The organism is Rubrivirga marina (assembly GCF_002283365.1).
GTDB classification, from domain to species: Bacteria; Bacteroidota; Rhodothermia; order Rhodothermales; family Rubricoccaceae; genus Rubrivirga; species Rubrivirga marina.
Genome location: NZ_MQWD01000001.1, coordinates 2,531,515 through 2,543,838 on the forward strand (window position 1 = coordinate 2,531,515; position 12,324 = coordinate 2,543,838).

At 70.8% G+C, this 12,324-nt stretch carries 13 protein-coding genes and 1 tRNA gene; 9 read left to right on the top strand and 5 right to left on the bottom strand.

Annotation, left to right across the window (positions count from 1 at the left end; translation table 11 throughout):
• Positions 1-98: 98 nt before the first annotated feature.
• The 3 genes from BSZ37_RS10375 to BSZ37_RS10385 are packed head-to-tail and all read left to right on the top strand — an operon-like array spanning position 99 to position 4,018.
• Positions 99-2,180 carry a protein-disulfide reductase DsbD family protein gene (locus BSZ37_RS10375; protein WP_095510483.1) on the top strand — a complete coding sequence of 694 codons (2,082 nt, stop codon included), beginning with the start codon at positions 99-101 and terminating at the stop codon, positions 2,178-2,180.
• Positions 2,181-2,191: 11 nt separating this feature from the next.
• On the top strand, positions 2,192-2,866 hold the full coding sequence (locus tag BSZ37_RS10380; RefSeq protein ID WP_095510484.1) for a thioredoxin family protein: 675 nt from the start codon (positions 2,192-2,194) through the stop codon (positions 2,864-2,866).
• 60 nt (positions 2,867-2,926) lie between these two features.
• Positions 2,927-4,018, top strand: coding sequence for a formate/nitrite transporter family protein (locus BSZ37_RS10385; RefSeq protein ID WP_095510485.1), 1,092 nt, complete (start codon positions 2,927-2,929; stop codon positions 4,016-4,018).
• Here BSZ37_RS10385 and BSZ37_RS10390 read toward each other — a convergent pair.
• Positions 4,015-4,344, bottom strand: a complete 330-nt coding sequence (locus tag BSZ37_RS10390) for a hypothetical protein (RefSeq protein WP_095510486.1) — start codon at positions 4,342-4,344, stop codon at positions 4,015-4,017. The genes BSZ37_RS10385 and BSZ37_RS10390 overlap by 4 nt on opposite strands.
• 431 nt (positions 4,345-4,775) lie before the next feature.
• Positions 4,776-4,848, bottom strand: a tRNA-Gly gene (locus BSZ37_RS10395).
• 397 nt (positions 4,849-5,245) lie between these two features.
• On the opposite strand from BSZ37_RS10395, the gene BSZ37_RS10400 reads away from it, so the two are divergent.
• Both BSZ37_RS10400 and BSZ37_RS10405 read left to right on the top strand, forming a co-directional pair.
• Complete coding sequence (locus BSZ37_RS10400; RefSeq protein WP_095510487.1) at positions 5,246-5,821, top strand: NUDIX hydrolase; 576 nt, start codon at positions 5,246-5,248, stop codon at positions 5,819-5,821.
• Between the two features lie 33 nt (positions 5,822-5,854).
• Positions 5,855-6,172 carry a hypothetical protein gene (locus BSZ37_RS10405; RefSeq protein WP_095510488.1) on the top strand — a complete coding sequence of 106 codons (318 nt, stop codon included), beginning with the start codon at positions 5,855-5,857 and terminating at the stop codon, positions 6,170-6,172.
• A gap of 40 nt (positions 6,173-6,212) precedes the next feature.
• Here the strand turns inward: BSZ37_RS10405 and BSZ37_RS10410 are convergent, their stop codons facing one another.
• The gene (locus BSZ37_RS10410; RefSeq protein ID WP_095510489.1) at positions 6,213-7,316 is read right to left on the bottom strand and encodes a prephenate dehydrogenase/arogenate dehydrogenase family protein; all 1,104 of its coding nucleotides are present in this window, start codon (positions 7,314-7,316) and stop codon (positions 6,213-6,215) included.
• A 38-nt stretch (positions 7,317-7,354) separates the two neighbouring features.
• Between BSZ37_RS10410 and BSZ37_RS10415 the strand changes: the two genes are divergently transcribed.
• From BSZ37_RS10415 to BSZ37_RS21995, 4 genes are all read left to right on the top strand, one after another.
• Positions 7,355-8,149, top strand: a complete 795-nt coding sequence (locus BSZ37_RS10415; protein ID WP_095510490.1) for a rhomboid family intramembrane serine protease — start codon at positions 7,355-7,357, stop codon at positions 8,147-8,149.
• An 81-nt stretch (positions 8,150-8,230) separates the two neighbouring features.
• Entirely contained in the window at positions 8,231-8,629 is a 399-nt protein-coding gene (locus BSZ37_RS10420) for a T9SS type A sorting domain-containing protein (protein ID WP_095510491.1), read from the top strand.
• A gap of 146 nt (positions 8,630-8,775) precedes the next feature.
• Complete coding sequence (locus BSZ37_RS21990) at positions 8,776-8,952, top strand: hypothetical protein (RefSeq protein WP_179299567.1); 177 nt, start codon at positions 8,776-8,778, stop codon at positions 8,950-8,952.
• Between the two features lie 81 nt (positions 8,953-9,033).
• On the top strand, positions 9,034-9,234 hold the full coding sequence (locus BSZ37_RS21995; protein WP_095510492.1) for a hypothetical protein: 201 nt from the start codon (positions 9,034-9,036) through the stop codon (positions 9,232-9,234).
• Positions 9,235-9,308: 74 nt separating this feature from the next.
• Here the strand turns inward: BSZ37_RS21995 and BSZ37_RS10430 are convergent, their stop codons facing one another.
• Together BSZ37_RS10430 and BSZ37_RS10435 are read right to left on the bottom strand one after the other, a co-directional pair.
• Positions 9,309-11,882 carry an ATP-dependent Clp protease ATP-binding subunit gene (locus BSZ37_RS10430; RefSeq protein ID WP_095510493.1) on the bottom strand — a complete coding sequence of 858 codons (2,574 nt, stop codon included), beginning with the start codon at positions 11,880-11,882 and terminating at the stop codon, positions 9,309-9,311.
• A gap of 82 nt (positions 11,883-11,964) precedes the next feature.
• The coding region (locus BSZ37_RS10435; protein ID WP_095512363.1) for a HesB/IscA family protein at positions 11,965-12,324 on the bottom strand (360 nt) is incomplete at its 5' end.

Below are 12,324 nucleotides of genomic sequence, written 5' to 3' on the forward strand. Positions count from 1 at the left end.
GCGGTGTGGTACCGGGAGGCCCCGGGTCGGGTCCGTAAGGGCCTGCGAATCCTGCGCGTCCGGAGACCTCGGGCCGGCTCGTGTCGTTTCTTTCCCCTATGCGCACGCTTCTCTCTCTGCTCGTCGCGCTCACCGCGGCCGTCGCTGGCGCCCAAACGCCGGTCGGCGCGGGACCGCCGGCCGCGGGCGCCCCGTCCGACCCGAGCCCGCACTCCGAGGCCCGCCTCGTCGCCGACGTGTCCCGCATCGCGCCGGGCGACGCGTTCGACGTGGCCCTCGAGGTAGACGTCGAGGAGGGCTGGCACATCTACTGGCTCAACCCCGGCGACAGCGGCCAGCCGGTCTCGATCGAGTGGACGCTCCCCGAGAGCGCCCAGGCCGGGCCGCTCCGCTTCCCGCCCCCCAACCGGTACGTCGACGCGGGCCTCGTGACGTACGCCCACGACGGGACGCCGTCGTTCCTCACCCGCATCCAGGTCCCCGCCGACGCCGCCGAGGCGGTCCGGCTCGAGGCCGCCGCGCGCTGGCTCATCTGCGCCGACGTCTGCCTGCCCGCCCGCGCGGATCTCTCGCTAACGATCCCGGTCGCCGCTGAGACGCGGCCGACGGGCGCGCTCGACGCCGCCCGCGCCGCCCTGCCCGCCTCGGCCGACGGATGGACCGCCTCCGCCGCCGTCGCGGATGTCGGATACGTGCTCACGCTCGACCCGCCAGATGGCGTGTCGCTGGAGGGCGCGACGTTTTACGTCGACGAGAGTGGGGTGCTGGATCACGCCGCCGAGCAGCGCTTCGAGCAGGAGGGCGGGGCGTGGGTCGTCCGTCTCATGTCCTCGGACTACGCGACGGGGCCGGCGCAGGAGCTGAGTGGCGTGCTCGTGGCGGGCGAGACGGCCGTCGAGTTGGCGGTGCCGGTCAGCGGGGCGCCGGCGGTGGCGTCCGCGAGTGGGGGGGAGGCCGCCGCGTTCGGGTTCTGGGGCGCGCTCGCGTTCGCGTTCCTCGGCGGCGTCGTCCTCAACCTGATGCCGTGCGTGTTCCCGATCCTCAGCATCAAGATCCTCGGGTTCGTGCGGGGCCGCGAGCAGAGCGCGGCCGAGCTGCGCACGCACGGGCTCGCGTTCGGCGCGGGCGTCGTCCTGTCGTTCCTCGCACTCGCGGGCGTCCTCCTCGCGCTCAAGGCGACGGGCGACGGCGCGGGCTGGGGCTTCCAGCTCCGCTACCCGGCCGTCGTCGCCGGGCTGGCGGCGCTGATGACGGTCCTCGCGCTCAACCTGCTCGGCGTGTTCGAGATCGGGCAGACGGCGGCGTCTGTGGGCGGCCGGCTCGACCGGCATGAGGGGCTGAGCGGGGCGTTCCTGTCGGGCGTGTTGGCCGTCATCGTGGCCTCGCCGTGCACGGCGCCGTTCATGGCCGGGGCGCTCGGGTTCGCCGTCGTCCAACCCGCGCCCGTCGCCCTCGCCATCTTCGGGGCGCTTGGCGTGGGGATGGCGCTTCCCTATGTCCTGCTGTCGTTTAAGCCGGGGTGGCTGGAGCGACTCCCGAGGCCGGGTCGGTGGATGGAGACGCTCAAGCAGGTCCTGGCCTTCCCGCTCCTCGCGACGGCCGTGTGGCTCGTCTGGCTATTCGGGAGCCTCCTCGACGTCGACGCGGCGGCCCTGCTCCTGATGGCGCTCGTGACGCTCGGGCTGGCGGCGTGGGCGTGGGGCCGGTGGTCGCGGCCGGGGCTCTCCCGTCGGGGCCGGTTGATGGGGCGGACGGCGGGCGGACTGGCGGCCGTGGCCGCCGTCGCGCTCGTGGCCACGGCGTTCGCGCCCGAGCAGGAGGCGTGGGTCGACTTCGACGCCGCCGAGGTCGACGCGCTCGTGGACGCCGGCCATCCCGTGTTCGTCGACGTGACCGCGACGTGGTGCCTCTCGTGCCAAGTCAACAAGCAGACCTCGCTGACCTCGGACGCCGTCCGCGAGGCGTTCGACGCGGCCGGCGTCACGACCGTCCGCGCCGACTGGACGGACCAGGACCCAGCGATTACCGCGTTCCTCGACCGGTTCGGCCGAAACGGCGTCCCGCTCTACGTGTTCTATCCGGGCGGCGGGGCCGAGCCCGTGTTGCTGCCGGAGGTCCTCACGCCCGGCATCGTCCTCGACGCGATCGCTGCCGCCTCGCCCCAGACCGCCTCTCGCTAGCCCGACCCGCCATGCGCACACTCCCGCTCGCCCTCGCCCTCGTCCTCGCCGCCTGCGCCTCCGAGCCCGCCGACGCGCCGACCGAGGCGGCCTCGACGCCCGTGCCGACCGAGTCGACGGAGGCCGCCAACGTCGCGCCGACGCCGGGCGCGATGGCCCCGGACTTCACGCTCGTCGACACGAACGGCGAGGAGCACACGCTCTCCGCGTACCGCGGGCAGCCGGTCGTGCTGGAGTGGCTCAACTACGACTGCCCGTACGTCGGGAAGCACTACGGCGGCGGCAACATGCAGGCGCTCCAAGAGCAGGCCACGGCCGACGGCGTCGTCTGGCTGTCCGTCGTGTCGTCGGCGCCGGGCGAGCAGGGCTACTTCGAGCCGGCCGAGATGAACGCGCGCACGGAGGAGGAGGGAGGACGGCAGGCGGCCGTCCTGCTCGACCCGACCGGCGAGGTCGGGCGGAGCTACGACGCGAAGACGTCGCCCCACATGTTCGTGATCGACGCCGACGGTCAGGTCGTCTACAACGGCGCCATCGACGACCGCCCGACCTCCGACCTCGCCGACCTCGAGGGGGCGACGAACTACGTCGTTCCGGCGATCGCCGCTGCGCAAGCCGGCGAGCCGGTCGACCCGGCCACGACGCAACCCTACGGCTGCTCCGTCAAGTACGCCGACGGGGCGTAGGACCGCGTCGAGGCGGACCGAGCGGCGGGATCAGGGGGCGCCGCGGCGGGTTCGCGCCGGATGAGCTCGCCCCTGACCCGTGCCCGACACGCCCTTCGCGCGTCCCGTGCGGAGCCCCTCGATTCTGAGAACGTCCGCTCGACGCTGGACCGCGCCGAGAGCGGGGCGCCGGCGGCCGGCCACGCCGTCCGCGACTTGTTCTCGACGGACGAGATCTTCCAGCGGATCGTGGCGACGGCCGACGAGGAGTTCGTCCGCTCGAACCGGCTCCTGTTCTTCTCCGGACTAGCGGCGGGCCTCAGCATCGGGCTCTCGTTCGTGGCACGGGCCGCGCTGTCGGCCGCCTCGGGTGACCCGAGTGGCCTCGTCGGCGGGATCCTCTACCCGATCGGGTTCCTCCTCATCGTGCTCGGGCGGTATCAGCTGTTCACCGAGAACACCCTGACGCCGGTGACGCTCGTGCTGACGCGGATCGCGAGCCTCCCGCAGCTGCTCCGGGTCTGGGGCGTGGTGCTGGCGGCGAACGTCATCGGCGCCGCGCTCGTCGGCCTCGTGCTCGCGTGGACGGGCGTGCTGGACGCCGACACGTTCGCCGTGGCGGTCGAGATCGCGGAGCATGGGCTCGAGGTCGCGGCCGGGCCCCTCTTCTGGAAGGGCGTCTTCGCTGGCTGGCTCGTGGCGTCGATGGTGTGGCTCAACCACGCCGCGCGCGACAGCGTCACGCGCTTCTTGATCGTGTTCGCCGTGATGTACCTCGTCCCGGCGGCCGACCTGTTTCACTGCATCATCGGCGCCTGCGAGGTCCTGTTCCTGACGTTCCAGGGCCTCGCCACACTGCCCGAGGCGGCCCGGTTCTTCGGCGTCGTCGTGGCCGGCAACACCGTCGGCGGGGTCCTCCTCGTCGCGCTCCTCAACTACTCCCAGACGCGCCAGCAGCGGTTCCCGCACCGCGACTGCGACGCGATGGCGCTCACGTGGCGCGAGTGGATGTTCGGGATCGGGCGTGGAAAGGCCGCTCGGGAGGCGGCGAGCGAAAACGCGCCGCTCACCCGCGACGAGTCGATCGAGGGGGCCGAGACCGGGAGCATGCTCGACCAGCCGGTCCAGCGTCCCGCTCGGGTAGAGCCGGAGGTCGAGCCCGAAGAGGCCTAGCGGGCCGGGACCACCTGGTAGTACGAGCCGCCGACGCGAACGTACGTGTGGCGCGGCGTCGAGATCGTCCGCTGCACGACGCGGGCCGGGGCGGCCGCGTGCGGGATCCGGACGGTCCGGTTGGCGCGGAGGCCGCGGTAGCGGCGGGCGAGCCGGCCGCGCTCCGGCGGGCGCCGCGCGTAGGTCGTGATCCGGACGGCCTCCCCGTTGTGAGCGGGGACCACGAACGTCGAGCGGAGGCTCGGGCGGTAGACGTCGGGGGCGTCCTGGGCCTGGGATGGGGCGGCGAACGCGAGGGCGAGGAGCCCGAAGGCAGCGAGGCGCATGAGAGGGAGGGAGAGACGAGACGGTCTGTACCAAGCTCGGCCCCCGGGGAACGCCGTTAGACCACACTTGGGCGAATGGGAACGCCTTCGTTCCCGAGGCCGCAATTGATATCCGGTGCGCGACGTGCCCTCGCCGCCGGGCCTCCGCATCGGTGGAGCTTCGGCCCGCCCCGACGCGCTGCCGAGGCGGTCCGGGTCGCGCCCTAGCGCCCGTGGAGGAGGATCACGGCGGCGACGGTGAGCAGACCGAGAAGGAGGCTGGGCATAGGTTTCGTGTCGAGGCACGCATGGTATCCATGCACTGCCGCCGCGGCGACCGTTCGCATCCGGCTTGAGCGGTCTACCTACACGTCTGTGAACGACGGGCCTGCGTGAGCAACGGCCCGAACGAGAAACGCCCTCCCCGGAGTCGGGAAGGGCGTTTCTCAGGGAGCGGAACACGAGACTCGAACTCGCGACCTCCACCATGGCAAGGTGGCGCTCTACCAGCTGAGCTAGTTCCGCTGGGCGCTCTCTTGCGAGCGGATTCCCAAACTACGGGAGCCCCCGCGCCCTGTCAACGCGCCGGGCCCGCTCTTCATCTCGTCTCAGCGAGTCACCAGGAGAGGCCGCACGCCGCCCAGGCCGCCGCTCACACGGACGACGTAGACGCCGGCCGGAGCCCGCCGAGGTCGACCTCCCCCTCGAACGTCCCGACGGGGCCACCTCTCCGTCGGGGCCACTCTCCGTGTCATGGCCCGTGCTCGTCCCTTCGCCCGTCCCGAGGCCCGTCCAGTCAGGGGAGGGGACGTGTTGTAGGGCCTGGCCGGAGGCGGTCGAGGCCAGCGTCGGCAGAAGACCGAGACGAGCAAGGCGCACGGAGTCGCGGCGAGAGCGTGCCCGACGATACGACCTTGCCCCTATGGACCCGATCCGACCCTGGACCCGCCTCGCCTCCAAGACACTCGTCGACCGCTGGTGGATGACGCTCCGCGAGGACCGCGTCCAACTCCCCGACGGCCCCGTCCTCGAGGAGTACCACGTTGCCGAGTACCCCGACTGGACGTGCGCGCTCGCCCTCACCGACGACGGGCAGGCCGTCCTCGTCGAGCAGTACCGCTACGGAATCGACCGCGTGATCCTCGAGCTACCGGCCGGCGCCGTCGACCCCGGCGAGGAGCCGGCCGAGGCCGTCCGGCGGGAGCTCCGCGAGGAGACGGGCTACGAGGGCCGCGAGTGGGTCCGCCTCGGGAAGCTGGCGGTCGAGCCCGGCCGCCACACGAACTACGGGCACATCTTCGTCGCGCAGGGCTGCCACGCCGCCGCGGCGCCCGACCTCGACGTGAGCGAAGACCTCCGCGTCCGCCTCGTTCCGGCCTCGTCGCTCCCCGACCTCGTCGAGGCAGGCCGGATCGCGCACGGCGTCCACGCGGCGGCCGTGTTCTGGGCCCACGCGAAGGGGCTCCTCGATGAACCCCACCCGGGCGGCGGCGTTTAGGGCGTCCACTCTCACAGCGCCCATCCCGATCCCATGCAGCAAGAGCAAAAGACCCTCCTCGTCAGCGTCAACGTCGAAGAGCACGACGGCGAGGACCAGCACATGTCCGAGATTGGGCGCCAGATCGGGCAGGGGTGGAAAGTGATCCAGGCCATCCCCGTGTCAGGCGGAGAAGCCGGCCCCGGCGGCGCGAGCGAGGACTACATGCGCTACCAGGTCACGGTTGAGCGCGAGATCGACTCCGACAACGTCGTCCAGGGTGTGGATGCGACCAAGGCGTCCCGGCTCAAGGACGCCGGTCAGGTCTCCGGCGCGTTCGACGAGGGGATTCCAGAGGGCGAGGAGGAGTGAGGCGGCGGGTGCGAGCGCGCTTCCGCTCGCGCCGTGCCCCTCATCCTTCGCCTCTCCGTTCCGCCCGGTAGCCCGCCTCGGTGAGCGCCTCGACGGCGCGGTCCGCGTCGGCGGCCGTCTCGAACCCAAACCGGAACGTCCCGACCTCGCCCGCGCGGACGCGCAGGAGCTCGGCGTCCTTGAGGTTCAAGCCGGCCGCGGCGACCGTGCCCGTGAGGCCGTGCAAGAACCCCGGCCGGTCGTCGGCCCACACGACGACGTCGGCGAGCGGGGCGAGAAAGCCCTTCGACGACGACGGAAGTGCCGCGCGCGTCTGCCCGGCGTGTTCGAACGCACTCGCGAGCGCCGTGGGATCGTCGAGGATCGACCGGCGGAGGGCGCCGACCCGGTCTCCGAAAGATGCGAGGACGTCGGCGACGGCGGTGCGGTTGTCGCGGAGGATCGGGCCCCACATCGAGAACGGCGAGCCGGCGATCCGCGTCATGTCGCGGAAGCCGCCCGCGGCCAACCCAAGCGCGTCGGCGCCGGTCTCGGCGGCGGTCTCGACGAGCGCGACCGCGAGCAGTTGCGGGAGGTGGCTGATCGTTGCCGCGACGAGATCGTGCCGGTCCGCGTCGAGGACGACGGGTCGGGCGCCGGCCGTCTCGACCATCCACAGCGCCTCGGGCGCTGACTCGGCGAGATCGCCGAGGCCGGGGGAGGGGCAGAGCGCCCAGACGGCGTTCTCGAACAGGAGCGGGTCGGCGTGCTCCGGCCCGCCGACGGCCGCGCCCGCCATCGGGTGCCCCCCGACGAACCGGACGGTCTGGGGCAGCACGCGGGCTGCGTCGAGGACGGCCCCTTTGACCGATCCGACGTCCGTGACCAGCGCGCCGGGGCGGACGTGCGCGGCGGCGAGCTCCATCAGAGCGGGGAGCGCGTCGAGCGGCGTCGCCAGCACGGCGAGGTCGGCGGAGGCGAGAACCTCGGCGGTCGAGCCCGTGCCCGTGAGCGCGCCGAGGCGGAGGGCCTCGGCGGCGTGGGCCGCGTCGGCGTCGGCTCCGAGGACGGCGGTCTCGGGGGCCCGGCGGCGGAGAGCGAGGCCGAGCGAGGCCCCGATGAGGCCGGTGCCGACGATGGCGACTGTCTGGGGACCCGGAGGCACGGCGGAGCGGTTGGCGGCCCGCAACCTACCGCCCGCCGATGCTCTTCCCGATCAGCGACGACGACCGCCACCTCGACGGCCCGGCTTGGGCCACGATCGTGCTCCTCGTCGCCAACGTGCTCGTGTTCGCCTACCAACTGAGCGAGCCGGCGTTCACGTACGGCTGGAGCGTCGTGCCGGAGGAGATCACGACGGGGCAGGACCTCGTCAACTCCCGCCCGATCCCGGAGGAGGACCCGAACGTCCAGATCACGTCGGCGCAGGACATCCCGCAGCGGCCCGGGCCGGGACCGGCGCCGCTCGTCTACCTCACGGTCCTCTCGGCGATGTTCATGCACGGCGGGTTCGGCCACATCGCCGGCAACTTGCTTTACCGCTGGATCTTCGGCGACAACGTGGAGCACCGATTCGGAACCGCGCGGTTCGTCCTGTTCTACCTCACCAGCGGGATCGTGGCGACGATCGCGCAGATCCTCCTCGACCCCGACGGGCTGGTCCCGAACCTGGGCGCGAGTGGGGCGATCGCGGGCGTTCTCGGGGCGTACCTCGTGCTCTTCCCGCGCAATCGCGTGAACGCCGTGTTCATTTTCCGGGTCGTCACGGTCCCGGCGGTGGTCGTGCTCGGGTTGTGGATCGTGCTCCAGTTCGTCAACCAGTGGGGGGCGCTGGCGGTGACGGAGGAGACCGGGGGCGTCGCGTATGGGGCCCACATCGGCGGTTTCCTCACCGGAATGGCCCTCGCCCTCGTGCTGCGAGCCACAGGGACGAAGGAGCAGCGAAGCCGTCTGACCCGGTCGATGGCTTCGGACCCCCGCAATCGGACGTGGTGGTAGGGAGCGGGCACGTTCCTTGCCTCGGATCCGTTTGGATCTGTGTCGCGTTGTCCCGATATTCCGAGAGGTCTCCCTCCGCCGATGGCTCCTTTCTACTCTCTTCGCCGCCTCGTCGCGGTCGCCCTGCTCGCGGCGGCCGTCGTCGCCGTCCCGGCGCGTGCCGCCGTGGTTGACGGCGGCGAGCTTACACTCGTCCACACCGACGACACGCCGCAGCCGTTCCGGCTGTCGGTCCCGAGCCCGAACCCGTTCACGTCATCGACGCGGCTCACGCTGACGGTCGAGCAAGCCACGTCGCTCTCGGTCGCCGTTCACGACGCGCTCGGCCGCCGCGTCGCGCTCCTCCACGACGGCTATGTCCAGGCCGGGACCTACACGCTCCGCGTCGATGCGGGCGACCTCCCGCCGGGCCTCTATCTCGTCCGCGCTACCGACGGCCGCGGCCAGACGGCCACCCGCTCGGTCTCGCTCGCACGCTAGCGCCCGAGCAGTCTGTGCAGGACGTAAGCGCCGGTCCCCGAGGTGGGGCCGGCGCTTTTTGTATGGGTACGTCCGGGCGCCGCGGAGGGGAGGAACCCCCGGATCGCGGGGGTGCTTGAAGGGCCTCCCTTCTGACCCACCACCTCATGGCTGAAACCAACGGCAGCAGCGGTGCATCGACCGCGATCGTTGCCATCGTCGCGCTCGTCCTCGTCGGCATCCTCGTTTGGTTCTTCTTCCTCCGCGGCGGCGCGGCTCCTGCCGACGGCGGCGGAGCCGACATCGACGTGACCATCGAGAACCCGCTTCCGGACACCGAGTAGCGACCGCGTCTGTTTGCCCGGACGCTCCGACCGACACTCATCCGGTCGGGGCGTGTACGGGGAGCCCATCCCTCCAAGACCATGCCCGACGCCCTCGACCGTGCCCCCGACGCCCGCCCGCCCGCCGACGCTCCGCCCCGCGAGGACGACGTCGACGACACGATCGACCCCGACAGCGAGGTCGACGAGGCCCTGTACGAGACCTTCCCCGCGAGCGACTCGCCCGGCTACACCGGCGGGTCCGTGACGCCCGGCGACTACGAAGACGACGAAGAGGAGTAGCCGCGCCTCAACTGAAACCGCCCGCCTCGGCATGGTCACCGAGGCGGGCGGGGAGCAGGGGAGAGGGCCGGAGCCTAGTCGTCCGTGGCGGGCGCCTCGGCTTCGGGCTCCTCCTCGGCCTCCGCGTCAGAGGCCGCCTTCTTCTTGCGGGCCTTCTTCGTCTTGAACGAGAGCTCCTCCTCGTCCTTCTTGTGATCGACGGTGATCTTGGCCCCCTCCTGGAGGTCGTTCGTCAAGATCGCCTCGGCCATCGGGTCCTCGACGTACTTCTGGATCGCGCGCCGTAGCGGACGGGCGCCGAACTGGGGGTCGAACCCCTTCTCGACGAGGAATTCCTTGGCCGCCTGCGTGAGCTCGATCCCGATGCCCAGGTCCTCGACGCGCGCGAAGAGGTCCGTCTGCATCACGTCGATGATCTCGAGGATGTGGGACTTCTCGAGCGGGTGGAAGACGATGACGTCGTCAATCCGGTTGAGGAACTCCGGGTTGAACACCTTCTTGAGGGCGTCCTCCACGGTCGACTTCATCTTCGAGTAGTCGAAGGTGTCCTCCGTGAGCGAGAAGCCGATGCCCTTGCCGAGGTTCTTGATGTCCCGCGCCCCGATGTTCGAGGTCATGATGATGATCGTGTTCCGGAAGTCCACGCGGCGGCCGAGGCCGTCGGTCAGGATCCCGTCGTCGAGCACCTGGAGCAGGATGTTGAACACGTCGGGGTGCGCCTTCTCGATCTCGTCGAGCAGGACCACCGAGTAGGGTTTACGGCGGACCTTCTCGGTCAGCTGGCCGCCCTCCTCGTAGCCGACGTAGCCGGGAGGCGCGCCGACGAGGCGCGACACGGAGAACTTCTCCATGTACTCCGACATGTCGATCCGGATGAGCGCGTCCTGGCTGTCGAAGAGGTACTCCGTCAGCCGCTTGGCCAGCTCCGTCTTGCCGACGCCGGTCGGGCCGAGGAAGATGAACGAGCCGATGGGCCGCTTCGGGTCCTTGAGCCCGGCGCGGGTCCGACGGATCGAGCGGGCCAGCTTGAGGATCGGCTCGTCCTGCCCGACCACAGAGCCCTTCAGCTCGGTCTCCATGTTGAGGAGCTTGGCGCCCTCGGTCGTCTGGACGCGGTCGACGGGCACGCCCGTCATCATGGCGACGACGGCCGAGATGTCGCGCTCGGTCACGGGGTACGTCTCGTCCTCGGACTGGCGGTCCCACTCGTCCTTGACGTTCTGGAGCTCCTCTTGGAGCTTCTTCTCCTTGTCGCGGAGTTGGGCAGCCTTCTCGAAGTTCTGGCTCTTGACGACCTCGTTCTTCTCCTCCTTGACCGCCTCGATCTGCTCCTCGAGCTCGACGACCTCCGGGGGCACCTTGATGTTGGCGAGGTGGACGCGAGCGCCGGCCTCGTCGAGGACGTCGATCGCCTTGTCCGGGAGGTGCCGGTCGGTGATGTACCGCTCCGAGAGCTTGACGATGAGCTCGATGGTGCCCTCGTCGTACTCGACGTTGTGGTGCTCCTCGTACTTCGGCTGGATCTGGGTGAGGATCTCGACGGCCTCCTCGGGGGTGGCCGGGTCGACGATGATCTTCTGGAAGCGCCGGTCGAGCGCGCCGTCCTTCTCGATGAACTGGCGGTACTCGTCGAGCGTCGTCGCGCCGACGCACTGGATCTCGCCGCGCGCGAGCGCCGGCTTGAACATGTTCGAGGCGTCGAGCGAGCCCGAGGCGCCGCCAGCGCCGACGAGCGTGTGGAGCTCGTCGATGAACAGGATGACGTCCTGGTTCTTCTCGAGCTCCGTCATGACGGCCTTCATCCGCTCCTCGAACTGGCCGCGGTACTTCGTGCCGGCCACGAGGGCGGCGAGGTCGAGCGTCACGATCCGCTTGTCGTAGAGGACGCGGCTGACCTTCCGCTGGACGATCCGGAGCGCGAGGCCCTCGGCGATCGCCGTCTTACCGACGCCGGGCTCGCCGATGAGGACCGGGTTGTTCTTCTTGCGCCGCGACAGCACCTGCGCGACGCGCTCGATCTCGACCTCGCGGCCGACGATCGGGTCGAGCTTGCCCTCTTCGGCGAGGCTCGTGAGGTCCCGGCCGAAGTTGTCGAGGACCGGGGTCTTGGACTTTTCTGCCATCTCTCGTTTGCTGCTGCTGGACGAGCGGGAGCGCCCGCGGCCGGAGCCCGAGCCGGGCTCATCGGTCGCTGCGCGGGGGGAGGCCTTCCCGCTCAGGATGGAGTCGAGCTCGGCGCGGACGGCGTCGTAGCTCACCGAGAACGCCTGCTGTAGGATCTGCGCGGCGACGTTTTCGTCGTCGCGCAAGAGCGACAGCAGGAGGTGCTCGGTCCCGATGACGTCGCTCTTGTAGAGCTTCGCCTCGAGGTACGTGATCTTGAGGACCTTCTCGGCCTGCTTCGTCAGCGGGATGTTGCCGACGGTGAGCGTCCCGCCCGTGCTCCGGACGGTGTCCTCGACGGCCTTCTTCAGCTTGAAGAGGTCGCACCCGAGGTTGCGGAGGATCTTGACGGCGATCCCCTCGCCCTCCCGGATGATGCCGAGGAGCAGGTGCTCGGTCCCGATGTAGTCGTGCCCGAGGCGGATCGCCTCCTCGCGGGAGTACGAGATCACGTCGCGGACGCGGTTGGAGAAGTTGCCTTCCATAGTGAAGGTGGTGGCGCCGGAGCGCGTGGGGTCGCCGGCCTCGGGCGCTCCGTCGAGCGGGTCGCCGAGGCGGGCGGCCTGGCTAGGCAGCGAACGAGCTGCCGCAGCCGCAGGTCTGGGTCGCGTTGGGGTTCTCGAAGATGAACCCGCGCGCGTCGAGGCCGTCGTGGTAGTCGACGGTCGTGCCCATGAGGTAGAGCCCGTGGCGCTTGTCCATGAACACGGTGATGGGGCCCGCCTCGTGCTCGGCGTCGAGCTCGAACGCGAGGTCGTGGTCGCGCCGCTTGTCGAAGCCGAGGACGTAGCTCATCCCCGAACACCCGCCGCCCTTGACGCCGACGCGGAGGCCGAACTGGTCCGGGATCTGCTTGTTGGCGACGATCCGTCGGACCTCCGCGGCGGCGCGGTCGCTGAGGCGGACCGGGGCGGGGAGAGCGGGGGC